20 protein-coding genes are annotated in these 22,473 nt (G+C 63.3%); 11 read left to right on the forward strand and 9 right to left on the reverse strand.

Annotated features, from left to right (window positions below):
- Positions 1–95 precede the first annotated feature (95 nt).
- The gene (locus JFN91_RS01255) at positions 96–764 is read right to left on the reverse strand and encodes a pentapeptide repeat-containing protein (RefSeq protein WP_199387404.1); all 669 of its coding nucleotides are present in this window, start codon (positions 762–764) and stop codon (positions 96–98) included.
- A gap of 397 nt (positions 765–1,161) precedes the next feature.
- On the opposite strand from JFN91_RS01255, the gene uvrA reads away from it, so the two are divergent.
- The 4 genes from uvrA (at position 1,162) to JFN91_RS01275 (ending at position 6,656) form a co-directional block, all read left to right on the forward strand.
- Positions 1,162–3,999, forward strand: coding sequence for an excinuclease ABC subunit UvrA (gene uvrA / locus JFN91_RS01260; protein ID WP_199387405.1), 2,838 nt, complete (start codon positions 1,162–1,164; stop codon positions 3,997–3,999).
- A 17-nt stretch (positions 4,000–4,016) separates the two neighbouring features.
- Positions 4,017–4,181, forward strand: a complete 165-nt coding sequence (locus JFN91_RS01265; RefSeq protein ID WP_199387406.1) for a hypothetical protein — start codon at positions 4,017–4,019, stop codon at positions 4,179–4,181.
- 75 nt (positions 4,182–4,256) lie between these two features.
- Positions 4,257–4,826, forward strand: a complete 570-nt coding sequence (locus JFN91_RS01270; protein ID WP_199387407.1) for a hypothetical protein — start codon at positions 4,257–4,259, stop codon at positions 4,824–4,826.
- An 843-nt stretch (positions 4,827–5,669) separates the two neighbouring features.
- The gene (locus tag JFN91_RS01275) at positions 5,670–6,656 is read left to right on the forward strand and encodes a serine/threonine protein kinase (RefSeq protein WP_199387408.1); all 987 of its coding nucleotides are present in this window, start codon (positions 5,670–5,672) and stop codon (positions 6,654–6,656) included.
- 221 nt (positions 6,657–6,877) lie between these two features.
- On the opposite strand, the gene JFN91_RS01280 is transcribed toward JFN91_RS01275, so the two are convergent.
- From JFN91_RS01280 to JFN91_RS01290, 3 genes are all read right to left on the reverse strand, one after another.
- Positions 6,878–7,372, reverse strand: a complete 495-nt coding sequence (locus tag JFN91_RS01280; RefSeq protein WP_199387409.1) for a hypothetical protein — start codon at positions 7,370–7,372, stop codon at positions 6,878–6,880.
- A complete protein-coding gene (locus JFN91_RS01285; RefSeq protein WP_236014863.1) occupies positions 7,369–8,622 on the reverse strand; it encodes a HAMP domain-containing protein in 1,254 nt (417 codons plus the stop codon). The genes JFN91_RS01280 and JFN91_RS01285 overlap by 4 nt, the downstream gene beginning before the upstream one ends.
- A gap of 145 nt (positions 8,623–8,767) precedes the next feature.
- A complete protein-coding gene (locus tag JFN91_RS01290) occupies positions 8,768–9,271 on the reverse strand; it encodes a shikimate kinase (RefSeq protein WP_199387411.1) in 504 nt (167 codons plus the stop codon).
- A gap of 407 nt (positions 9,272–9,678) precedes the next feature.
- Between JFN91_RS01290 and JFN91_RS01295 the strand changes: the two genes are divergently transcribed.
- The 4 genes from JFN91_RS01295 to JFN91_RS01310 all read left to right on the forward strand — a co-directional run bounded on the left by JFN91_RS01295 (position 9,679) and on the right by JFN91_RS01310 (position 14,317).
- Positions 9,679–10,200 (forward strand): DUF4402 domain-containing protein, encoded by a 522-nt coding sequence (locus JFN91_RS01295; protein WP_199387412.1) that lies wholly within the window; start codon positions 9,679–9,681, stop codon positions 10,198–10,200.
- An 85-nt stretch (positions 10,201–10,285) separates the two neighbouring features.
- Positions 10,286–10,753 (forward strand): DUF4402 domain-containing protein, encoded by a 468-nt coding sequence (locus JFN91_RS01300; RefSeq protein ID WP_199387413.1) that lies wholly within the window; start codon positions 10,286–10,288, stop codon positions 10,751–10,753.
- 9 nt (positions 10,754–10,762) lie between these two features.
- Complete coding sequence (locus JFN91_RS01305) at positions 10,763–11,593, forward strand: molecular chaperone (RefSeq protein ID WP_199387414.1); 831 nt, start codon at positions 10,763–10,765, stop codon at positions 11,591–11,593.
- Between the two features lie 57 nt (positions 11,594–11,650).
- On the forward strand, positions 11,651–14,317 hold the full coding sequence (locus JFN91_RS01310) for a carboxypeptidase-like regulatory domain-containing protein (RefSeq protein WP_199387415.1): 2,667 nt from the start codon (positions 11,651–11,653) through the stop codon (positions 14,315–14,317).
- 5 nt (positions 14,318–14,322) lie between these two features.
- On the opposite strand, the gene JFN91_RS01315 is transcribed toward JFN91_RS01310, so the two are convergent.
- The 3 genes from JFN91_RS01315 to JFN91_RS01325 are packed head-to-tail and all read right to left on the reverse strand — an operon-like array spanning position 14,323 to position 16,175.
- Positions 14,323–14,631: a hypothetical protein gene (locus JFN91_RS01315; RefSeq protein WP_199387416.1), complete on the reverse strand. Its 309-nt coding sequence runs from the start codon at positions 14,629–14,631 to the stop codon at positions 14,323–14,325.
- A gap of 46 nt (positions 14,632–14,677) precedes the next feature.
- Positions 14,678–15,463 carry a rhomboid family intramembrane serine protease gene (locus tag JFN91_RS01320; RefSeq protein ID WP_199387417.1) on the reverse strand — a complete coding sequence of 262 codons (786 nt, stop codon included), beginning with the start codon at positions 15,461–15,463 and terminating at the stop codon, positions 14,678–14,680.
- The gene (locus tag JFN91_RS01325) at positions 15,450–16,175 is read right to left on the reverse strand and encodes a SprT family zinc-dependent metalloprotease (protein ID WP_199387418.1); all 726 of its coding nucleotides are present in this window, start codon (positions 16,173–16,175) and stop codon (positions 15,450–15,452) included. The genes JFN91_RS01320 and JFN91_RS01325 overlap by 14 nt, the downstream gene beginning before the upstream one ends.
- Before the next feature lie 176 nt (positions 16,176–16,351).
- Here JFN91_RS01325 and JFN91_RS01330 point away from each other — a divergent pair, with 176 nt between their 5' ends.
- Together JFN91_RS01330 and JFN91_RS01335 are read left to right on the forward strand one after the other, a co-directional pair.
- The gene (locus tag JFN91_RS01330; RefSeq protein WP_199387419.1) at positions 16,352–17,935 is read left to right on the forward strand and encodes a hypothetical protein; all 1,584 of its coding nucleotides are present in this window, start codon (positions 16,352–16,354) and stop codon (positions 17,933–17,935) included.
- A gap of 14 nt (positions 17,936–17,949) precedes the next feature.
- Positions 17,950–19,233, forward strand: a complete 1,284-nt coding sequence (locus JFN91_RS01335; protein ID WP_199387420.1) for a LysM peptidoglycan-binding domain-containing protein — start codon at positions 17,950–17,952, stop codon at positions 19,231–19,233.
- A gap of 13 nt (positions 19,234–19,246) precedes the next feature.
- Here JFN91_RS01335 and JFN91_RS01340 read toward each other — a convergent pair whose 3' ends face one another.
- Positions 19,247–19,966 carry a lytic transglycosylase domain-containing protein gene (locus JFN91_RS01340; protein WP_215907237.1) on the reverse strand — a complete coding sequence of 240 codons (720 nt, stop codon included), beginning with the start codon at positions 19,964–19,966 and terminating at the stop codon, positions 19,247–19,249.
- Between the two features lie 217 nt (positions 19,967–20,183).
- On the opposite strand from JFN91_RS01340, the gene JFN91_RS01345 reads away from it, so the two are divergent.
- Positions 20,184–20,852, forward strand: a complete 669-nt coding sequence (locus JFN91_RS01345; protein ID WP_199387422.1) for a YceH family protein — start codon at positions 20,184–20,186, stop codon at positions 20,850–20,852.
- A 212-nt stretch (positions 20,853–21,064) separates the two neighbouring features.
- Here the strand turns inward: JFN91_RS01345 and gdhA are convergent, their stop codons facing one another.
- Positions 21,065–22,414: an NADP-specific glutamate dehydrogenase gene (gene gdhA, locus JFN91_RS01350; RefSeq protein ID WP_199387423.1), complete on the reverse strand. Its 1,350-nt coding sequence runs from the start codon at positions 22,412–22,414 to the stop codon at positions 21,065–21,067.
- Between the last annotated feature and the right edge of the window lie 59 nt (positions 22,415–22,473).

Genomic DNA, 22,473 nt, shown 5'->3' on the forward strand with positions numbered 1-22,473 from the left:
GGTGAAGCCGCAAGCAGCAGAAGTGATGGCACCTTCCCCCACCCCCTGACCCCCTCCCGCAAGGGGCGGGGGGGGGGCAAGCCGCACGCGTCCAATTATTCTATGCAGTTCCCTACCGATCCGCCGCGGCAGATGGTCTTGTCGGTCCACAGGGCGCCGTCCAGTTTGGCGCCGGCGAGCCTGGTGCCCCTGAGGCGGGCCTGGTTCAGCGACGCGCCGCGCAGGTTGGCGCCGGTGAGATCGGCCAACTCCAGGTCGGTCTCGGAGAGGTCGGCGCGCTCCAGGTTGACCGACTGCAGGTTGGCACGGTTGAACTTGGCGCCGGACAGGTCGTAGCCGGTCAGGTTGAGGCCGCTCAGGTCGGCGCCGGCGAAGTCGCGGCTGCCCGCCAGTACCCCCTGGACCTCGGCCTGCGTCATGCGGCGCTCCAGCACTTTGGTCTTCACAGCCACGGCGCCCTTCCCCTTGCCGTTACCCTTCTTGGCAACCTTTCCCCTTTTCCCTTTCTTCTTCAATTTCGCCGTGCCGCTCTTCTTCCCGGAGCCCTTCTTGGAGACCTGTGCGGACGGCTTGCCCGACTCCACCTCCTTGGCAAGTGCGGCAAGCTTCGCCTCGGCGGCCTTCAACGTCTGCGCCTCGGCCGCGTTTTCCTTGGCCGGCTCGGGCGCGGGGGCAGCGGCCTGGGCGTGGAGCCAGGGGACACCGGCGAAAAGCCAGGCTGCCAGGGTGATGGGTGCGATATGCGCTGCAAGATGGCGGTTCATGGGCGCCTCCGTGTTCATTTCTTTCCGGACCTCCGGAACAAGGCTCTGTAGCCTAGGTGATATAGATGATCTTCCTCTGCTGGGTTCACACTCCCCTCTCCCTCTGGGAGAGGGCTAGGGTGAGGGGATTTTTGCTTGGAAGCACCTCCCTCACCCGCCCTTCGGGCACCCTCTCCCAGGGGGAGAGGGTACACTGGGGAAGGGGGGGCACGGAAGATCGCAGCTGATCATGTCTTCTTATCGGCAGCATTTCGCAAAACCTGAAGGGTCTCTGTCTTGCGGTAGCGGGGCGGTTCTCATTATACTGAAGCTGTCGGCTGCACAATGAACGAGGCATGTGCTATATTTTACTGCTGCGCGCCTGACCGGCGTTTGAGCAACATACAACGGGAGCATCATGGCAACGGACAAGATCATCGTAAAAGGTGCCTGCGAGCACAACCTGAAATGCATCGACGTCGAGATCCCGAGGGACCAGCTGGTGGTGATCACCGGCATCTCCGGGTCCGGGAAATCGACCCTCGCCTTCGACACCATCTACGCCGAGGGGCAAAGGCGCTACGTGGAGTCGCTCTCCGCCTACGCGCGCCAGTTCCTGGAGCAGATGGAGAAGCCGGACGTGGAGTCGATCGAGGGGCTTTCCCCTGCGATCTCCATCGAACAGAAGACTACCAGCAAGAACCCGCGCTCGACGGTGGGGACGGTCACCGAAATCTACGACTACCTGCGCCTTTTGTTCGCCCGGGTCGGGCAGCCGCATTGCTACAACTGCGGGCGCCTGATCTCGTCGCAGACCGTGTCGCAGATGGTGGACCAGATCGCCGCGCTCCCCCAGGGGGCCAAGCTTACCCTGCTCTCGCCCATCGTGCGCGGCCGCAAGGGTGAATATAAGAAGGAACTGGCCCAACTGAGAAAGGACGGCTTCGTCCGCGTGGTCATCGACGGCGAGACCCACGACCTAGGGGAGGAGATCACCCTCGACAAGAAGAAAAAGCACGACATCGACATCGTGGTGGACCGCCTGGTGGTGAAGCCGGGCTTCGAGAAGAGGTTGGCCGACTCGCTGGAAACGGCGCTCTCCCACGCCGAGGGGATCGTCAAGGTGGCTCTCTCCGAAGACGAGGCCCGGGAGATCAAGGCCGAGACGCTGCTCTTCTCGGAATCCGCCGCCTGCATCGACTGCGGCATCTCCTATCCCGAAATGACCCCGCGCATGTTCTCCTTCAACAACCCCTACGGCGCCTGCCCGGACTGCACCGGCCTGGGCACAAGGATGTATCTCGACCCGGAGCTGGTGGTGCCCGAACCGGAACTCTCCCTGGCGGAGGGGGCCATCGCGCCGTGGCAGACCCGCTTCTCCGGCTGGTACCAGTTGACCCTGGAGGCGCTCGCCAAGGCCTACGGCTTCAGCATGAACGTCCCGTTCAAGAGCCTCTCCAAGAAAGCGAAGGAGGTCATCCTGCACGGTTCCGGCGGTGAAGCCGTCGACTTCTGGTGGGTCGACGACGCCGGCAAGCGGCACACCTATAGGAAGCCCTTCGAGGGGGTGCTCAACAACCTGGAGCGGCGCCACCGTGAGAGCGAATCCGAGACGGTGCGCGAGGAGCTGGAAAAGTACATGGACGTAATGCCCTGCCCCTCCTGCAACGGCGCGCGTCTGAAGAAGGAGGCGCTCTTCGTCCTGGTGGGGAACCAGAACATCCAGCAGGTGACCGCCCTCTCCATCAAGGACAGCCTTGCCTTTTTCGAGTCGCTCGCCCTCACCGACAAGGAAGAGGACATCGCACGCAGGATCCTGAAGGAGATCCGGGAGCGCCTCAACTTCCTGGTCAACGTGGGGCTCGACTACCTCTCGCTGGACCGCTCCTCCGGGACCCTTTCCGGCGGCGAGGGGCAGAGGATCAGGCTGGCGACCCAGATCGGCTCCTCGCTGGTGGGCGTCCTCTACATCCTGGACGAGCCTTCCATCGGCCTGCACCAGCGCGACAACGGGCGGCTCTTGTCTACCTTGCGCCACCTGCGCGACATCGGCAACACGGTGCTGGTGGTCGAGCATGACGAGGAGACCATCACCGAGGCGGACTGGGTCATCGACATGGGACCGGGCGCCGGCGTGCACGGCGGCGAGGTGGTGGCCGAGGGGACCCCGGCGCAGATCATGGCCAACCCCCACTCGCTGACCGGGCGCTACCTTTCCGGCGCGCTCACCATCGCCGTACCGAAAAAGCGCAGGAAGGGACACCGCTTCCTCAACATCGAGGGGGCCAGTGAGAACAACCTGAAGAACGTCAGCGTCGACGTCCCCCTTGGGGTGATGACCTGCATCACCGGCGTCTCCGGCTCGGGCAAGTCCTCGCTCATCATCGACACGCTCTACAAGACGCTGAACCAGCGCCTCTACAAGAGCCGCGAGAAGGCGGGGGCGGTGCGGGCCATCCACGGCACCGAGGTGCTGGACAAGGTGATCAACATCGACCAGTCCCCCATCGGGCGCACGCCGCGCTCCAACCCCGCCACCTACACCGGCCTCTTCACCGAGATCCGTGAGATCTTCGCCCAGCTCCCCGAGTCCAAGATGCGCGGCTACAAGCCGGGGCGCTACTCCTTCAACGTCAAGGGTGGGCGCTGCGAGGCCTGCTCCGGGGACGGCATCATCAAGATCGAGATGCACTTTCTCCCCGACGTCTACGTGCAGTGCGAGGTCTGCAAGGGGGCGCGCTACAACCGGGAAACCCTGGAGGTGAAGTTCAAGGGGCGCTCCATCGCCGAGGTGCTGGACATGACCGTCTCCCAGGCCCTGGTCTTTCTGGAGCACATCCCGCGCACCAGGGCCAAGCTGCAGACCCTGGAGGAGGTGGGCCTTGGCTACATCAAGCTGGGGCAGTCCGCCACGACGCTATCCGGCGGCGAGGCACAGCGCGTGAAGCTCGCCAAGGAACTCTCCAAGCGCGCCACCGGGCGCACCATCTACATCCTGGACGAGCCGACCACCGGCCTGCACTTTGCCGACATCGCCAAGCTGTTGGAGGTGCTGCACAAGCTGGTGGATGCGGGCAACACCATCGTGGTCATCGAGCACAACCTCGACGTCATCAAGACGGCGGACTGGATCATCGACCTGGGGCCGGAAGGGGGCGACCGCGGCGGTGAGATCATCGCCGTGGGGACGCCGGAGCAGGTGGCACGGGTGGAGCGCTCCTACACCGGGCAGTATCTGAAGAAGATGCAGCTGTAGGCAAAAGAGGTCGGGCCATGGCCGGCAATGGAAAATGCGGTCACGACGACAACGGGCAACAGGGATGCGCGGCCTGCCGCGGCGAGGAGATCTTCGCCTACTGGTGCCAGTCCTGCCAGCGATCGGTCCCGGAGAAGCGCTGCCCGTACTGCGGATTGAAGGCGCAGAAAAAGAAGGATTGACGGGCGGGACTTGCCGCCGGACTGCGTTATACTCTGCTCATTGTGGTCTGGGGACATACGAGAAAGGATAGCCCCATGTGCGCGAAATCAATCACGAAAGCGATTCTGTTCCTGCTCCTGGTGACGCAAGTCGGCTGCGCCAACCTGCTGCCGCGCAGCAAGGCAGTCACCGAATCCCCCTGGGATGAGTACGAGGCGGCCAAGGCATCCTATGACAACATCATCGTAGGGAAGACCACCGTGGAGGACCTGCAGAAGCTCGGCTTCGACATCAAGGCCTCCCCGAACATCAAGATCCTCAACTACCTCGACATCGCGGCCATGTTGCAGGGGATGCCCTCTAAGGACCTCGACCCGGGGCTGCAGGCCTGCCTGAGGGCGAGGTCAGACTGCCGCGCCTACGTCTTCGAACCCAAAAGGAGCTACACCAAGCGGGTCGGCAACTTCTGGCTCGACATCTTCAACTTCAAGCGCAGAACCCACGAGACGGGGTGGCGCTTCAGGGCGCTGGTGGTCTTCGTGAACCATCACGTCGCCTACAAGCTCTCCAGCGGCGAGCCCAAGAACGACCAGATGACCGACCAGGTCAATCCGCTGGGCCCGTTCCAGGCGCCGGCCGACATCTTCACCAAGGCACTCTTCTAGTTCATGGGACGGGGGCGACTCCGTTTGGCCTGCTGCGCCGCTGCGCAGCGGGCCTTTTTTACTCGCATCTACCGCGCAGAGAGGGCAGCAGAAGGGACTGGCTCCGTCAGGTGCCAGTCCCTCTGGCGGAACGCTCCATTCCGCTCAACCACCTTACCCAAGCCCGTCCACTATTAACTAATCACCCCCCGCTCCTTCCCGTAGCAGCCTCGCAATAAGCTATTCACCGCCGTGCGTAAATCCGATGCCATCATCTTTAAGCCCGACGAGCCCTCCGCGAAGCCGTTGCTGCCCGACTTTACGCTACGTCGCGCGATCATAAGCAAGTTGACACCGCAGTTAAGCTAACGCAGCCGAAAATAAGCAAAAGCAGGTCGCAGTTAAGCTAACGCGGGTCGTAGTTAAATTAACTAAGGGTGCAGTTAAACTTCGCGCCGCAATTCATTAAATGCCCCGCCCGATCCGTTGGTTAAAGACGGGGACAAATAACCAAAAAATGGGCCGAGGTAAGAAAAAGTGGAGTGCAAATTACCATGGAAACGTCTGCTGCAGCAAAAAGACGAGGGCAGAAGAGCTGACCTTCCTGATTTGAATGCTGAAGTCGAGCCTCCTTCCGGTGCCAACTGTCTTTTTTAAGCAACTACGACCCTTATTTTGCTTAACTATGACCGTATATTAGAAAAAGCAGGTCTGCTTTCGCTTAACTCTACCCTTACATTAATAACTGCACGCCTTGTTTTGCTTACGGAGGGAAAAAGGGGGCATGAGACGGCGACACACCCCTTGGTTCCCGGGGCGATTGGTGCTATTGTGCCTGGGCCAACAAAACCGGAGAGGATTTTTATGCACGATGCCCAGCACCCGTTCCATACTCTGACCCCGAACTTCATCATGGACGCCGTGGAGAGCCAGGGGTACCGCTGTGACTGTCGCACCTCGGCGCTGAACAGCTACGAGAACCGCGTCTACCAGGTGGGGATCGAGGAGGAAAAGCCACTCATCGCCAAGTTCTACCGTCCCGGACGCTGGAGCGACGAGCAGATCATCGAGGAACACCGCTTCTGCCTGGAACTGGCCGAGCACGAGCTCTCCGTGGTGCCCCCCATCGTCAACGCCTCGGGCGCATCCCTTTTCCACTACCACGGCTTCCGCTTCGCACTCTACCCGCGCCAGGGGGGGCACGCCCCCGAGTTCGACAACGACGACAACCTGCTGATCCTGGGGCGCATGCTGGGGCGCATCCACAGTATCGGCGCGGTACGCCCCTTCGAGCACCGCCCGACCCTGGACAGCCGCGACTTCGGCCACGACAGCGTCGCCCTTATCCGGGAGCGCTTCATCCCCCAGGAGTACCGGGAAAGCTACGAGGCGGTCACCAGCCAGCTGTTGCAGGTGGTGGACGATGCATTCGCCTCGGTGCCTCAGGTGCACTACATCCGCGCACACGGGGACTGCCATGCCGGCAACATCCTCTGGCGCGACGACGCCCCCCATTTCGTCGACTTCGACGACGCACGCATGGCGCCGGCGGTGCAGGACCTCTGGATGATGCTTTCAGGCGACCGGCCGCGCCAGCTCGCCCAGCTTGCCCAGTTGATCAAGGGGTACGAGGAATTCTGCGACTTCAACCCGGCGGAGCTGCGCCTGGTGGAGGCGCTGCGTGCGCTGCGCATGCTGCATTACAGCGCGTGGCTGGCGCGCCGCTGGGACGACCCGGCCTTCCCCACCGCCTTCCCCTGGTTCAACACGGTCCGTTACTGGGGTGAGCACATCCTGCAGTTGCGCGAGCAGGTCGCGGCACTGGATGAGCCGCCGCTGGTGTTGCTGTAGCGGCCGGGCATGGGGTCCCCCCCGTGCGGGCAAGAAAAGCAGAATCAAATCCCCCCTGTCCCCCCTTCGCAAAAGGGGGGGACGTTAGGCGTCGTGCAGCGCTTCCGGGGAAGAATTCTCTGACTTGGCAGCGGAAGATACTTGCTAATGGCAAAACGAAGAGGCGGCCGGATATCCGGCCGCCTCTTTTCATGGCACTGCGCAACGTTCAGGGGGAACTGCTAGCGCGCTTTCTTCTCCAACTCCTGATCGAGATTCTTCAGCTGCTCCAGGCGCTGGTTGAGCTCGGTGACCTCCCGGGTCAGGGCCTGGTTGCTTCCCTTGAGCGCCTTGTTCTGGCGCCGCTGCTCTTCGAGGGCATTGACCTGCTCGCTGACCGGCGCCGCCAGCGCGGTCCACTGGCTTCCCGGATACTCCTTTTTCAACCGCTTCAACAGGTGCTGCGCCTGCGCCGACCCCGGTTTCGCTTTCAGCGTCAACAACGCCAGGCGAAAGAGGGCTTCGTCGGTCACCCCGGCGACGGCCGGGCCGTTGCAGATGCCGTCCAGCACATGCATGGCGGCGTGGGTGTCCCCCTCCTTCAACATCGTTTCCGCCTGGGTCAATTGTCTCGACCCGCTGTAGCGGTCCATGAAGCTCCCTTCACCCTGCCCGGTGGTGGCGCACCCGGCGCAGAGAAGGGCTGCGAGGCAGATGATGAGCGTTCCGATCCTCATGCGGTCACCTTCCCCGGGGCACCGATCAGGTACTTGCTCCCCGGTTTCTCCTTGGCGCTGTCCTTGACCTTGGCCGCGGCCCGCGCGATCTCGACCGCGGAGGAGTACTGGTCCCTGCCGCAGATGATGACCGCGATGGAAATGGTGATCACCGGGAAAAATCGCTGCACCCCGTACCGGTCGCACCCCTCGATTCCCCCCACCTTCAGATCCTCAGGCGAATAGTGCTTGACCACCTCGGCGCTGAACTTTTCAATGACGGCCTCGCAGACCGCGGAGACGCGCTCGGCCGGGATCACCATGACGAAGTCGTCGCCTCCCACGTGTCCGACGAAACCGTCGCTGCCGCCGTGTGCCTTCACCGCGGACTGGATCAGGTCCCCGGTCAGGCGGAGCATCTCGCTTCCCTTGGCATAGCCGTAGTGGTCGCCGTAGGGCTTGAAGTTGTCCAGGTCGGCATAGCAGAAGGCGAAGGTCGCGCCGCTTTGCAGGCGGTCCTCGAGTACCCGCTCGATGGCGAAATTGCCGGGGAGCCGGGTCAGCGGGCTCGCGTCCAGGCTCATCTGCTCGAGCACCTTGAGCCGGGCCGCCATCTTGGTGAAGTCACGGGCCAACTCGCTGATTTCGTCGCCGGAGGGGACGTCGGGGTTGTAGTCGAAGTCGCCGGCGGCGATGCGATGGGTGGCGCTTTGCAGCTCGCGGATGGCACCGAAGGTGCGGTAGGTGACGAAAGGGGCGACGCCGATGGCGAGCAGGAAACCGGTGCAGGAGATGGCGACGGTCCACCAGATGGTCTGTTTCTGCTGCTCGTCGGCACGGTTGAGCACCAGCTTCAGCATGTCCTTGCGCTTGAGGTAGGAGGCGTCCACCGCATTGAGCAGCTTGAGCGCCGAGGACCGCATAGGACCGGTGCTGCCGGTTTTACCTGCGAACAGATCCTCCGCCGCCTTTTGATAAGAGAGGTACAGCCCGTTCAACTGCTGCAGGTCGCCGGTTGGTTTTCCTTTGCCGAGTAAGTCGAGGCTGGCCAGGGCCTCCGCCTGACGCTGGTGAAACAGGTCGATAAAGGCGGGGTCCTTCAGGATGGCGTACTTGCCGGCGAAGCTCTCCTGGCTCAAGAGCGAGGTGCGCAGTTCGATGAGGGCGCTGATGACGGGGAGCTCGTTGTTGGCGATGTTGCGGGTGATGTTGGTGCTGCGGTAGATATTGTAGGAGGAAAAAATGAGTGCGGCAGCGGTGAAAAGGGCCATTGCCGCGTAACCCGCGCTTATCTTCTGTATCAGGGAGAGCCCCGACAGGCTTACCCTCGTAGACTTTTTTGTCTCGATGGCTTCAGGCATGAGGTAGATATTAGGGGACTGTGTAAACAAAGTCAACGCGATTGGCGCCGTTTCATCATGACACGCCGCATTGAGACATGACCCTGGTGGCTGCTTCCTGCAGGTTCTCGCCCTGGAGCAGCACGATGCTGTGGGCATACTTGTGATACAGCTCGAAACGTTTCCGGTACAGTTCCTCCAGCCCTCCTGCGCCCATGCCGACGATGCCGCGCGGGGCCGCCCGTGCGATGCGGCCGTGCAGTCTCGGCAGCGGCACGTCGAGAAAAACGACGGTGGAGATGGCAACGAGGTGCCGCATGGCTGCATCGGAGTAAACCACGCTGCCGCCGGTGGAGATGACCATGGGGCCTTCCGCCGGCAGGGCCAGCACGGTTTCCTCCTCGATCCGTGCGAATTCCTCCGTCCCTACCTGGTCCACCACCGCCTGAAGTTTCTTGCCGAAGCGCTGCTCGATGCAGTGGTCGGTGTCTATAAAGCGCCACCCGAGGCGGGTGGCGATGACCCTTCCTATGGCACTCTTGCCCGAACCGGGCATCCCTATCAGCGTCAACCTGTTCATTTCCCTTCCTTTCGCGGTACCTGTCGGCATCGACTACACATCTTATCAGTTCTCAGCATTTTTGCCTCAGGGACAAAATGATATAAAGCCGTGGCAATGTTAAATAGATTGGATATATTTAATCCTCGTAAAAACTGCTTCGCTTAATCAATTGGATGGTACGCCGACACCTCCGCCAACTTACCTGCCAGAAAGGCACCTCGTTTCGCGAGCGGACTCCGGCACAGAACAGCCGGCCGGTCCGTTCGGAGGACCATATGGAATGGCAATCATGGGACCGTAACCGCGGTAGCGACCTTCAACTCCACCATGGCCGGGGCAGGCCGCCGCCGGGAGATCACCCGCCGTCAACCGACCGTGCCACCCCTCAAAGACAGTGCGGACATGTGTTAAAAGGAGATACCCCTATGAAAACGTTAGCGAAGGTCGCAGTCATGGCTGGATGCGCCACCCTGGCGTGGGCTGCAGGCTCAGGTGTGAGCCAGGCGGCAACGGCGCAGGCCAACACGAGCGCCACGGTGGTCCTGCCGGTCACCATCACCAAGGCCGCAGACCTCAACTTCGGCAGGTTCATGTCCGGCGCCTCAGGCGGCACCGTGGTGGTCAGCACCGGCAACGCCCAGTCGGCCACCGGCGGCGTAACCACGACCGCGGCCCTAGGCAGTACTGCCGCTGCTGCCGCCTTCACCATCTCCGGTGAGGCGAGCAGCACCTACGCCGTTACCTTCCCGGCCCAGACCAACCTGGTCAACGGCGGTAACAACATGACCATCGGCAGCTTCACGACCGCCATCACCTCCGGCGGCTCCCTCGGGACCTTTGCCGGCGGTGACGAGACCCTCGCGGTGGGCGCCACCCTGACCGTGGGCGCCAACCAGGCCTCCGGCACCTACAACGGCACTATCGACGTGGCGGTCAACTACAACTAGTGCTCCAAGCCAGTGTGCGGCAAGGGGGGCGGTACTCCGCCCCCCTTGTTCTATTCCGGGGGCGTGGAGGCACAGGGAGCGTGTCATGCGCGCACAGGGGTTGCTTGTGAGGCTAGGCGCGGTCTTTCTCGCACTGAGGGTGATGGCCCCAGGCGAGGTCTTTGCCGCACCGACCGCCGTGACCAAGAACCAGGACTTCAATTTCGGCAAAGTAGCGGGAGGCGCGGGACGGGCCGGCACGGTCACCATCACTTCCGCCGGAAGCCGGACCTATTCCGGCAGCGTGTTACCGCTGGGAACGGTCTTCTCACCCGCACGCTTCACCATCACGGGGACCGTCGGGAAAACGTACACCATCACGCTGCCAACCGAGTTCATCATCAATTCCGGAGCAGACCAGATGAGGGTGACGTCGGTCACCTCCTCGATAGCCCTCACCGGGGTCATTCCAGCTGGCGGCGTGGTGACCTTCTCCGTCGGAGGGACCTTGAACGTGGGCGCAAGCCAGCGCAACGCCCTCTACAGCAGCAACATGAACATTACCGTGAAATGAGGAGGGGACGTGAAGCTACTGCTGATCAAGTCGATGGTTATGCTGGTGACCGCCGCGCAGATCATCCTGGGCACTCCCACCGTGACCGTGGTGGCGGCCGATCTCATGGTGTACCCGACGCGGGTGGTCATGACCGACCGGCAGCGGACCGCACAGGTGGACATCATCAATTCCGGAGCCGCTCAGGCCACCTACAAGATCGCCATGGTGAGGAGGCGGATGACGGAGACGGGCGACTTCCAGGAAGTAACGGCAGCCGAAAAGGGAGAGAAGTTCGCCGACGACGTGGTCAAGTTTTCCCCCCGCCAGGTGACCTTGCTTCCGGGCGGCGGCCAGACCATACGCATCATGTTCAAGATCCCCCCCGAGTTGGAAACCGGCGAATACCGGTCCCACCTGCTGTTCACCCGTGCCGCCTCCGCCGTGGCCAACGTCCCGAAGCAAGAGGAAGAGGAGGCCGGCGTCATCAGGATGAACATCGTAGCCAACGTCGGCATCTCCATTCCCATCATAGCCCGCCACGGCCAGCTGCAGGCGGGTGCGACCATAGACCCCGCATCGGTCACGCTCAGGCAGCCCGGGGAAAAACAGCAGGTGCTCTCCTTCACCATGCACCGGACCGGCACCAGGTCGATCTACGGCGACGTGGCAGCCTACCGTGGCCAGGAGAAGCTTGCGGAGGGAAAGGGCTTTGCCATCTACACTCCCAACACGGTGCGCAAGGTGGCCATTGTCGTGCCGGAGCAATCGCGTCTCAGAAGCGGCGACACCGTACGCCTGGTCTTCACCGAGCGTGACGAGAAGAAGCCCCTGGCCGAGACTGCCGTCGCCCTCCCCTAGCACATGGCCCCCCGCCCAGGCGCCCATAGCCGGCGGCTCTCTGCCTGTGGAGCCCTTGTGCTGCTGGCCCATCTCCTCATCTCAACTGCGCTGTGTTGTGCCGCTTCCGCTGAACCGGGAGTGGAGCCCCTGCCGGACCAGGAGCTGGTGGTCGCGCTGGAACTGGACAAGGAAACGCTGACCGACAGCTTCCTGATCATGGAAAGAAAAGGGGAGATCTACATCCCGGTCTGCGCACTCGCCGAAGCCCTTTCCCTGGCGATCAGCTGCGACAAGGACAGGGCCTTCGGGTTCGCCGTGAACCAGGCGCGCCCCTTCGTCATCGACCTCGGTGAAGGCTTCACCGTCCATGGCAGGGAATCCTTCTCCATCAATGGCATGGCTTTCGTGCAGAAGGGGGAGATCCTGGTCAATTTCGGGGCGCTGTCGAGGTGGCTGCCGGTGGATTTCCACCTGCGCCGGGAAAGCTCCACGCTGGAGCTCAGGGCGCGCGAGCCGCTGCCGCTGCAGGCGGCCAAAAAGCGCCGTGCCTTCGTGACGCCCAAGGTGACGGACCAGGCCGCGCAGTATCCCGATGCGACGGCCCCCAGGCGTGCGGCGGCTGTGCCGACGGCTGATCTTGCCCTGGAATATTCCCTGTCGTCGGACGGGCACAAGGGTAATCGCAGCAGGATGCTGAACACGATGAACCTCTCCGGCGACCTCCTCTACATGACCGGGGAGGCCCATGTCCTCACCGACAACGAGGATCTCAGGCGGCTGGACCTGACCCTGTCCCGGCGCAACGCAGCCGGCGACCGCATGGGGCCTCTGTGGTTCAACCAGGTGGCCCTGGGCTCCAACCAGGCGCCGTACGTGGACGGGGTGGGGGCGTCGACGAGGCCCATGTACGGCCTCTACCTCTCCAACCGCCCCCTGCTGGGGGGGGGACAATTCCTCAGCCACGACATACACGGCCAACTCCCGCCGGGCTGGGACGCCGAGCTCTTTCACAACGGCGCCCAGATCCGTTACCAGCCCCCCACCGCGGCAGGGATGTACCATTTCGTCAACCTGCGTGTCTATTACGGCGTCAACAGCTTCAAGGTGGTGTTGCATGGACCGTTCGGGGAGAGGCAGGAGTCGGAAGAGGTCTTCGTGTCCGATGCCATCACCCCGAGAGGTGAGCTGCTGTACACCCTGTCGGCGGGATGGCAGACGGGGCTTACCCAGCACGCGGCCCAGGATGACGGGACCGGGGAGTCCAACCTCACCTTCACCTCGGACTTCGGCCTGACCAGGAACCTGACCGGATCCTTCCTGGTGGTAAGGCATACCGAGCGGCGCGGGTCGGCGCGGGAGTACCTGGGAGCCGGGGTGCGCACCGCCCTGCGCTCCACGCTGCTGTCCCTGGAGCTGATCCAGATGCTGGCGCCGGCAAAGGACCTGGAAGGGCAACTGGTCAACGTCAGGTCCAGCAGCCGCAACCTGCTGGGATTGAACCTGGAGCTGGTGCAGCGCTTTTTCCACAACTACTACTCGCCGCAGTTCTACCACCGGGAAGACCCCCTGCGCACCCTGACCACGGTAAAGGGGAACTCCTCCTTCACCTTGCTGGACGACATCCGCGTCCCGTACTCGGTCGAGGTCGGCTTCGGCACCCGGAAGTCGGGGCAGACGGAAACGACGTCGCAGTGGCGCGTCTCCGGCGGCTGGAACGGTTGGAACACGACGCTGCAGGCCGACCTGTCCCGGCTGCAGGGGAAAAGCTACGCCACGGGGCTGGTCCAGGTCAGCACCAGGCTGAGCGATGTCAGCGTGAGGGGGGAGGCGGGCTACTCCTTCCTGCCGGTCGCCACGGCATCGAGCGTCAACGTCAGTGCCGACCTCGAGGTGGCCCCAGGGCTGCAGCTGAACTCGGCACTGTCCCACGCACCGGCGGAAGGGTTGACCGGGCTGAGGCTCGGGGTGTCGAAGCGGTTGGGGCGGGTGGGCTATTCCCTTGCCGCACACGGCAGCACCGATGGCGCCTACGGTTTCGACGTCGGCGTGCGCTCTTCGGTCGCCGCCGTTCCCACCGGCCGGGTGCTGGCTTCGGCAGAACCGCTGGCGCCGTACGGCATGATCGCGGTTTCCGCCACGGTGGCCGAGCCCGACGGCAAAAGGATGGCGCTGCCACGGGTCGATTTTCTCTTGAACGGCAGCAGGGTCAGGGCCATCCCGGACGGAGCCGGCGCCCAGGTCATCGCTTTCCTGCAGCCCGATGTCCCGGTCGATGTTACGGTGGACATGACTTCCATCGAGGACCCGTTCATGGTGCCGGCGGAGCCGGGATGCCGCATCGTGCCCAGGGCCGGGGTGATCGACAGGTGCGCGTTCACGCTGACCACCGGCGGCGAAATCGACGGAACGGTGACGGTGCAGCTGGCGCGGGGGGGGGCGGTGCCCATGAAGGGAGTGCGGGTGGAGCTGGTGGGGGAAGGGGAGCAACAGGGGCGGCCGCAGACGACACTGTCGGAGGAGAGCGGTTACTACCTTTTCAAGACGGTGAAGCCGGGCAGGTATCAGGTCCGCATACCGGTCGACGAGGTGCAGCGGCTGAAGGCGAACGCGTCGTCCCCGCGCGGCGTGACGGTGCCGCCGGGAGGGGACATGGTCTCAGGCATCGACTTCATGCTGGCGCCTGCCGATGCGGCTCCGGGAAAGGTGATCGGAGGGGCGGCGCCGGTGCTGGACCAGGAGTAGGGGGCTTAGTTCCTTGCGGGGAGCAGGGTCGCCTGCAGCAGGTCCTGGAGCGCCTTGTCCGAGCCGGACTCCCGGTTCACCATGGCCTTGCGCTCGCGGCGGGAGATCAGGATAGCCAGGTGCTCGGCGGCCTCGGCGACCCCGCCGGCGATGGACGCGGACAGCTGGCAGAGGATCTGGATCGGCAGGCCGTTCTGGTAGCCCTGCACCAGCTTGGCGATTTCCTCGTGGCGCTGTTCGTAGCTCCAGGTCTGGTACACCTCGTCACCGATATTGTTCAATTTTCCCTGTATGCCGGCCAGCTTGTTCAGCATTTGGCTTCTCCTGTAACGCCGCGGGCGCGCCCCGTGTACGGCTTGATTATTTCTTGTGCTCATGACTGAAGATGTGGTCCCTGCAGTAGCCGTACTGGCCGTTGCATTTCGGGCAGTAGCGGAAGTCCATGTCGGGATGGGTCTTCTCGGTGATGCCGCAGGTGGTGCACTTGTGCACCAGTTCGTTCTCGCGGAACTGCAGCCCGCCCACCTTCTTGGTGATCTGCCTCTTGCCGTGGCGCAGGTTGAGGTAGATGTCGTTGGCAAAGAAGATCAGGTAGTTGGCGATGGCGGCCATCACCATGATGCGGGACGACCAGCCGCCGACGATGAGCTGGTAGGCGTAGCCGAGCCAGGTCAAGAGGGCCAGCCACTTGATGCGCACCGGGATCACGAAGAAGAGCAGGATCTGGAATTCCGGGAATAGGGTGGCGAAGGCGAGGAAGACCGAGCCGGCGAGGAAGGCGTTGCTGACCGGGTAGGCCGGAACCAGGAACGACGCCGCGAAGGTGATCAGGCAGCCGAGCACCAGGTAGGCGTTGTAGCGGAAGGCGCCCCAATGCTCCTCGAGCGTCGAGCCGAGCATGTAAAAGAAATACCAGGCGATCAGGGTGAAGATGAGACTGGATTGGGGCGGATCGAATGGGATGGTGAAGATGCGCCACCACTCACCCGACAGGAACAGCCCGGCGGAGAAGTAGGTCGCCATCCGGTCCAGCTTACCCGTCATGTACATCAGGTAGAAGAACGACTGCCCCGCGATCAGGTAGATGGTGAGGTTGGGGATCGCGTAGCGGCCGATCTTCCTTTCCAGGCGGTCAATAAATTTCATACTGCTTGCCCCGATCCTTTTTGTCCTGTGCGCCCTTCAGTGGAGTCGCCGATGGGGCATCCACGTCATCGTCGGTAGGACGGGGGGCTTCCGCCGTCTGGACCAGCGCCGGCCCCTTGGGAGGTTCCGGATTCTTCGGGTACTTCTCCTTCATGATCTTGTCCCGATCCTGCGGGGTGATGACCTTGAGCGTTACCAACTGCTCCAGGTCGGCAGGGCGGGCGTACTCCACGGTGAACGCGAAGTCTTCGCTGTCGTAATCGGTCCCCTGCTTGTAGGTGTTGCGCACCATGTCCTGCAACGAGGTGGGATTCTTGGCCAGGTACAGGCGCCAGTCCTCGCGCTGCTGCGAGGTCATTGCGGTAAGCCAGACGTGGTGGGCCAGTTCATGCAGCAACACCGAGCGCAACTGCTGTTCACTGTACTGCTGGAACATGTTCCGGTAGATGAGCCTGGTGTCGGGGCGGTAGGCGCCCAGGTGAAATTTCACCTCGTCGGGCATCATGACCTCGTCGAACGAGGCGCCTGCAACGCGCAGGGTGGTGCGGTCGGGGTCGTAACGGTTGAAAAGCGCGGAAAGAAAAACGTCCTCTCTGGAGAGTTTCTTGACTGCGTCGCCCTGGCCCCAACTGATGGGAACGTAGGTAGTGGCGCAACCATTGAGCATGAGCACCACGAGCACAAAGAACAATTTTCTCGACAAGCCTTGCATTACAACTCCTTGCGATGGGACATTTAGGCCGGCCCGCCGATAATCTATCATAATTAAAGACAGAAGCGCAACCAATAGCGTGGTTAATCAACCACTAAATTGCTCAAATGAGGTGAATGATATTGATTATTCCTCTTCCGTGACCTAAAATGTGCCACTAAAAACCAAGGGAACCCATGACGCGCGTCCTTCTGATAGCAGACACCCAGCGGGTGCAACGTATTTTCCACTACATGTCGGAGCAGGGACTTCTGCAGCTGCAGACAGCGTCAACCCTCGCCCTCGGCGAATTCGAACTCTCCGCCTTTTCCCCCGAAATCACCTTTGTGCAAAGCCGTATCTCCGGGTTTTCTGGAGATATCCTGCTGCGCCACCTGGACAAGATGCTCCCCCCCGAGGGGCGGCTGGTGCTGCTGGCCGGCGACAGCGAGGACGCCGCCCAGGCCAAAAGGCACGGCAGGGTCTCGCTCGACCTCGCCATGGACGACGCACTGCTGGAACAGTCTGTCGCCGCGCTGCTGGCGGGGGAGGCGCTGCCCGCAGCACCGATTGCCGACGAGCCGCAGTCTGCCAGACCCGCACCGTCTAAAGCCAGAAAAAGCGCTGTCTCCCCCGCACTGCAGGAAGAGGCCCAGCAGCCAAGCGCGGCGCCGGAACCATCGGCACAGCCTGAACAACCGACACAGCTGGAACCGCCGGCTGCCGAGGGCGCGCCGGCCGCATTCGTCGCATCCCAGCCGCTGCCGCTGGAACCGCCGACGGGAGAGTATCCTCCCGTCAAGCCGGGCAGCAAAAGCGCCATCTCGGCCTTCGAGGACGTCATGCAGCAGGCCGAGGCGCGCAGCGAGGCTCTGGACGCGGCACTCCCGGAGGTAGAAGACCGGGTGGAGGTCAGAAAGGGAGCGCCCAGGAAGGAACTCGTGGAGGAGAGCTTGTCGGCTCCCCCCGCACTGGATGGGGCGGCCCAGGGAGGCGGCGGCTACTACACCGGTGAGACGGTGGCCGAAGCGCTGCGCCGTGCCGAGCAGAAGAAAAGGCGCAGCCCGTTGCTGTTCATCGTGCCGGTGCTGGTCCTCATCGCAATTCCGCTGGTGTCATACCTTGCCGGCAAGAGTTCTGCGCCTGAGCACGCCACCATGCCGGCTACCAAGCCGGCGGTGAAACAGGCGGTGAAACCGGCGCCCGCTCCGGTTGCCCCGGCTGCCCCGGCTGCTCCAACTGCCTCCGCTGCGGCCACGCCGAAGCCGGCAGCACCGGTCCCGCATGCCGCACCGGCCGCCACCCCGGCACCCACACAGGGTGCGTCGTCTGCTGCCGCGCCCGCGGCAAAGGCCCCCACTGCACCGGTTCCTGCCGCGAAGCAGCAGAAGCCCGAGGTGCAGGCCAAGAACGCCCCCCGGCGCGGCGTGGAGAATCTTCCCGCCATGCTGGAAGGGACCAAGTTGGATGCCGAATATGGCAAGAAGCATCCCGGCTGGGTCAGGTACCTCGGCATCCGCGCCGAGTACAAGCTGTTCAAGGAGAGCAACGTCTACCGGGCCATCCAGGTCATTCCGGTCCCCGGCGGCACCATCTCCGATGACCTGTTGCAGCGCGTGCTGCGCCAGTTCGGCGGCGCGGACAGCTACCGCGTCGAGTCGACGTCAGCCAAAGGCGACTATCTCGTCGAGCAATGCGCGACGCCGGGCGCGGCTGCCGTCACCATCTACCGCAACAAGACCAACAAAAAAGTGAAGGCCCTGGTGGTCTACTACCCCTGAAAAGAGGCGACCCGATGATCCCTGCCGACAAGGCGAAACTGCTCCTGGCGCTGCTGTTGATCCCTGCCCGGCTCTACGCCGCTCCCCCGGAATTCCAGATCGACATCAAGGAGCTGGACCGGCAAAAGCCGGCGGCGCCGAAAGCCGTCCAGAAACCTGCCCCCAAGCAGCACAAGCAGGCCCCCAAGAAGAAGGAGCCGGAGGCAAAGGCGCAGCATGAGGCGAAAAAGGAACATCCGGCTCCCGCCGGGGAGTACGTCCGCTACACCATCAAGCCCGGCGACCACATCTTCAAGATCCTGGTAGGACACTTCGGCATGTCCAACGAGGCCGCGGAACGCCTGGTCCCGGAGATCATCGAGCTCAACGACATAAAGAACATCAAGACCCTCGAGGTGGGGCGGACCCTGCTGATTCCGTCCGCGCCCCTGCATGGTGCCGAGGCGAAGCCGACCAAAAAGGAGAAAGCGCGGCCCCATGCGGAAGGCCCGTCCACGAAGGCGAAAGCAGAGACGCCCAAAGAGGCCAAGCCGGCACCGGCGCAGGCACCCAGGGCACCCGAACCTGCCGCCGGGCCTCCCCGGGCACCCGAACCCGCAGCCGAACCTCCCAGGGCACCCGAGCCCGCTACCCCTGCGGTGCCGAAAGCGGCCCCCGCTCCGGTCCCGGCTCCTGCACCGAAGGCGCCGGTCCCGGCAGTGCCGCAACCTGCGCCGGCTCCGGCCGCGAAGTCTGCCCCGGCCCCGCAGCCGCCGGCGGCCGCCCAAAAAAGCGCTCCTGCACCTGCTGCCGCGCCGACGGCCGCGCCTGCCATCCAGCAGGCGCCGACCTGGGTCTGCTCAGTGAGTCGGCACGATGCGGCCAGCGTGGTCGACTCGGTGCTGAACGCCCTCTCCGCCGCGTGGAGCCGCAACAAGATCATCCAGTCCGCCACAGGCGCCGCAACTCCCTTCAGCATCAGGGTCGACCGCTACTTCGAGTACAAGGGGAACCGTTACATCGTCAGCATCGGCGAGAACGATCCGTACAACTACACGCTGATCAGGATCCTGGAGACTGCCGGTTATCGGGTGTTGATGCTGACCGGAAAAGAAGATTTCAAGACGGTGACGGAGAGGTTGTTCAAGCTCGTGGGGGTCGCGCCGGAGTTCGGGCCGCATGCGTTGCAGGAGGGGAAGCATGCGACGGGCTTCATGGTCCAGCAGGATGACGCCGCCGGCAGGCGCGTCCTGATCACCGACACGGCGCCCCCCGCGGGACACAAGTGGGTCATGCCGGCAGGATGCGGCGCCAAGTAGCAAGTAGGTGTTTCTAGGGGATGGGGATCGCCGTGTGCTCCCCATCCTCGGTGTAGTAACCGATGTTTTCCTGGGAAAGGGAGTTGCTCTGGGGGGTGGTCGCCGGCGGGATTGCGCTCTTGGCGGTGGTTTCGGCGGGGGCGGTTTTCTGCTGCAGCACTTCCTTGGGAGTCGGTACGGTTCCCTTCACCTTCTCTTTGAATACGTCAGCCTTGCCTTTCGCAGCCTCGTCCACCCAACCGTCCACCCTCTGACGCACCAAAGCCTCGAGGCTTTCCTTGATGGGGCGGTACTCCGCTTCCTGCCGCAACGGTTTCACCCGCTGCAACTGTTCGAATACCTTCTTGGAATAGCGGTCCCGCTTGTCCGGGGTCTGGCTGTTGTAGCAGCCGATGGCCTTCCAGGTGTAGCCGTACTTCTCCATGCACATGGAAAGGATCCAGGCCCCCGTTTTCACGCTGCTGCAGGGGTCACCGAGGGAGTTCCAGCGCTGCTTGCCGATGGTGGGGGCCCAACTCGAGTTGATCTGCATCAGCCCGAAATCGTAGGTGCCGTTGCTGTTGCGATTGACGGCGGCGGGATTGAAGTTGGATTCGACCTTGGCGATGGCACGCAGGATCTGCGGGTTGATGCCGTATTCTTCGCCGGCTTCTTCGAAGCAGAACGCGGACGCATTGGTTGCCGCTGTGAGCATCAGGGCCGCGGCCGCGTAAAGCAGTCTGACTTTACCCATCACGGGGTCCTCATCAGGGGGTGTGGGGTCATCCGCCGCCGGGGTGAGGTTGGTGCGGGCGGATGCCGGCGGGCGGGTACGGCTGCCGGCCGGAGTGCAATTCCGGTACATAATACATTTTCCGAATCGGCATGTCATCTGCTAAAGTACCGTTGCCGTTCGGGGCGCCTGTGACTGCCGTCGCGCCTGCCGCCATTTTCCCGCAAAGGAGTAGCCGATGAGAATGAATCTGACCGAGCTGGAGATCAGGATCCTTGGGTGCCTGATGGAGAAGGAGCTGACCACGCCGGAGTATTATCCCCTTACACTGAACGCGCTGGCCGCGGCCTGTAACCAGAAATCGAACCGGGATCCGGTGCTGTCCCTTGCCGAGTCGGACCTGCAGCGCGGCCTCGAGGCACTGGGGGCGCGCGGGCTGGCGCGGCTCACCACGACCGGCGGACGTGTCGCCAAGTACGTGCATTCTATGGGGGACAAGCTGGGGTTGGACGCTCCGGTCCGTGCGGTCCTCGCCGAGCTGATGCTGCGCGGCCCGCAGACGGCGGCGGAGCTGCGCAGCCGCAGCGAGCGTATGACCCAGGTGGGCGACCTGGCGGCGGTGGAGGACATCCTGCTCAAGCTGCAGCAGCACGGTCCTCCCCTGGTGGTGCGGCTGCCGCGGCAGGCCGGGCGCAAGGAAGCACGCTACGCCCAGGTCTTCGCCGGGATGCCGGAGCTGCCGGAGCTGCCGGAGGAGGAGCCGGAGCAGCCGGGGAGTGCTCCGGCGCCGAGGGTCCGGCCGGGGAACGAGAGGCTGGAGCACCTGGAACAGGAGGTGGGCGCTTTGAGCCAGGAGATCGGCGAGCTGCGCCGGGAGGTGGAGGAGCTGCTGGCGGCGTTCTCGTAGGGGGGGCAGCCAAGGCAAATCCCCCCTGTCCGAAGGAGGGGACTGGCTCCGTCAGGTGCCTGTCCCCTTTGTGTTGAGGAAGCTGGCTGAGCGGAAAGCGGCGTTCCGCTAGAGGGACAGGCACCTAGCGGAGCCAGTCCCTTCTGCCAAAAAAGACGGCTCGACCTGATGGTCGAGCCGTCTTCGTTTTTTGCAATGCAGCAGCGACCCGACTAGATCAGGCCGTGGGCCACCATGGCCTTGGCGACCTTGATGAAGCCGGCGATGTTGGCGCCGTTGACGTAGTTGCCGGGGGTGCCGTACTCCGCGGCGGTCTCGTAGCAGGTGTCATGGATGTTCTTCATGATCTGCGCCAGGCGCTGCTCGGTGTACTCGAAGGTCCAGGCGTCGCGGCAGGCGTTTTGCTGCATCTCCAGCGCCGAGGTGGCGACACCGCCGGCATTGGCGGCCTTGCCCGGGCCGTAGGCGATGCCGGCCTCCAGGAATACCTTGACCCCTTCCGGAGTGGTGGGCATGTTGGCGCCTTCGCCCACGGCGATGCAGCCGTTCTTGATCAGTGTGGCGGCGTCCTTGCCGTTGATTTCGTTCTGGGTCGCCGAAGGCATGGCCACCTGGCACGGGATGTCCCAGATGTTGCCGTTGGCGATGTACTTGGCGTCCTTGTGGTATTTGGCGTAGTCCTCGATGCGGCGGCGCTCCACTTCCTTCAACTGCTTGACCAGGTCGAGGTCGATCCCTTTCTCGTGGAAGATGACGCCGTTGGAGTCGGAGCAGGTGACGCACTTGCCGCCCAGCTGGTGGATCTTCTCGATGGTGTAGATGGCGACGTTGCCGGATCCGGAGACGGAGCAGGTCTTGCCTTCGAAGGATTGGCTGCGCACCTTGAGCATGGCGTCGACGAAGAAGGTGGCGCCGTAGCCGGTAGCCTCGGTACGCACCAGGGAGCCGCCCCAGTCGAGCCCTTTGCCGGTCAGCACGCCCGGCTCGAAGCGGTTGGTGATGCGCTTGTACTGGCCGAACATGTAGCCGATCTCGCGTCCGCCGACGCCGATGTCGCCTGCCGGCACGTCGGTGTGCTCGCCCAGGTGGCGGTACAGTTCGGTGATGAAGCTCTGGCAGAAACGCATGATCTCGTTGTCGGACTTGCCCTTGGGGTCGAAGTCGGAACCGCCCTTGCCGCCGCCGATGGGGAGGCCGGTGAGGGAGTTCTTGAAGATCTGCTCAAACCCGAGGAACTTGATGATGCCGAGGTAGACGGAGGGGTGGAAACGCAGGCCGCCCTTGTAGGGGCCGAGCGCGCTGTTGAATTCGACGCGGAACCCGCGGTTGATGTGCACGTTGCCGGCATCGTCCTGCCAGGGCACGCGGAAGATGATCTGGCGCTCCGGCTCGCAGATCCTCTCGATGATCTTGCGTTCCGCGAATTCCGGGTGCTTCACCAGCACCGGTCCCAGCGACTCCAGTACCTCACGCACCGCCTGGTGGAACTCGACTTCGCCCGGGTTTCTCTTCAGCACTTCCTGAAAAATCGGCTCTACTTTCTCGTCAATCTGCGGCGACATACATCCTCCTTTGTGCATTGTAGGAGTGGAATGACCACTCTTTCATCAGCCGCGCCGGG

Source organism: Geomonas anaerohicana, from assembly GCF_016458305.1.
GTDB lineage: Bacteria > Desulfobacterota > Desulfuromonadia > Geobacterales > Geobacteraceae > Geomonas > Geomonas anaerohicana.

What these genes read in the sequence shown, in the direction of transcription:
- JFN91_RS01255 (WP_199387404.1), bottom strand. Translation starts at nt 764, where the DNA reads ATGAACCGCCATCTTGCAGCGCATATCGCACCCATCACCCTGGCAGCC.
- uvrA (WP_199387405.1), top strand. Translation starts at nt 1,162, where the DNA reads ATGGCAACGGACAAGATCATCGTAAAAGGTGCCTGCGAGCACAACCTG.
- JFN91_RS01265 (WP_199387406.1), top strand. Translation starts at nt 4,017, where the DNA reads ATGGCCGGCAATGGAAAATGCGGTCACGACGACAACGGGCAACAGGGA.
- JFN91_RS01270 (WP_199387407.1), top strand. Translation starts at nt 4,257, where the DNA reads ATGTGCGCGAAATCAATCACGAAAGCGATTCTGTTCCTGCTCCTGGTG.
- JFN91_RS01275 (WP_199387408.1), top strand. Translation starts at nt 5,670, where the DNA reads ATGCACGATGCCCAGCACCCGTTCCATACTCTGACCCCGAACTTCATC.
- JFN91_RS01280 (WP_199387409.1), bottom strand. Translation starts at nt 7,372, where the DNA reads ATGAGGATCGGAACGCTCATCATCTGCCTCGCAGCCCTTCTCTGCGCC.
- JFN91_RS01285 (WP_236014863.1), bottom strand. Translation starts at nt 8,622, where the DNA reads ATGGCCCTTTTCACCGCTGCCGCACTCATTTTTTCCTCCTACAATATC.
- JFN91_RS01290 (WP_199387411.1), bottom strand. Translation starts at nt 9,271, where the DNA reads ATGAACAGGTTGACGCTGATAGGGATGCCCGGTTCGGGCAAGAGTGCC.
- JFN91_RS01295 (WP_199387412.1), top strand. Translation starts at nt 9,679, where the DNA reads ATGAAAACGTTAGCGAAGGTCGCAGTCATGGCTGGATGCGCCACCCTG.
- JFN91_RS01300 (WP_199387413.1), top strand. Translation starts at nt 10,286, where the DNA reads ATGCGCGCACAGGGGTTGCTTGTGAGGCTAGGCGCGGTCTTTCTCGCA.
- JFN91_RS01315 (WP_199387416.1), bottom strand. Translation starts at nt 14,631, where the DNA reads ATGCTGAACAAGCTGGCCGGCATACAGGGAAAATTGAACAATATCGGT.
- JFN91_RS01320 (WP_199387417.1), bottom strand. Translation starts at nt 15,463, where the DNA reads ATGAAATTTATTGACCGCCTGGAAAGGAAGATCGGCCGCTACGCGATC.
- JFN91_RS01325 (WP_199387418.1), bottom strand. Translation starts at nt 16,175, where the DNA reads ATGCAAGGCTTGTCGAGAAAATTGTTCTTTGTGCTCGTGGTGCTCATG.
- JFN91_RS01330 (WP_199387419.1), top strand. Translation starts at nt 16,352, where the DNA reads ATGACGCGCGTCCTTCTGATAGCAGACACCCAGCGGGTGCAACGTATT.
- JFN91_RS01335 (WP_199387420.1), top strand. Translation starts at nt 17,950, where the DNA reads ATGATCCCTGCCGACAAGGCGAAACTGCTCCTGGCGCTGCTGTTGATC.
- JFN91_RS01340 (WP_215907237.1), bottom strand. Translation starts at nt 19,966, where the DNA reads ATGGGTAAAGTCAGACTGCTTTACGCGGCCGCGGCCCTGATGCTCACA.
- JFN91_RS01345 (WP_199387422.1), top strand. Translation starts at nt 20,184, where the DNA reads ATGAGAATGAATCTGACCGAGCTGGAGATCAGGATCCTTGGGTGCCTG.
- gdhA (WP_199387423.1), bottom strand. Translation starts at nt 22,414, where the DNA reads ATGTCGCCGCAGATTGACGAGAAAGTAGAGCCGATTTTTCAGGAAGTG.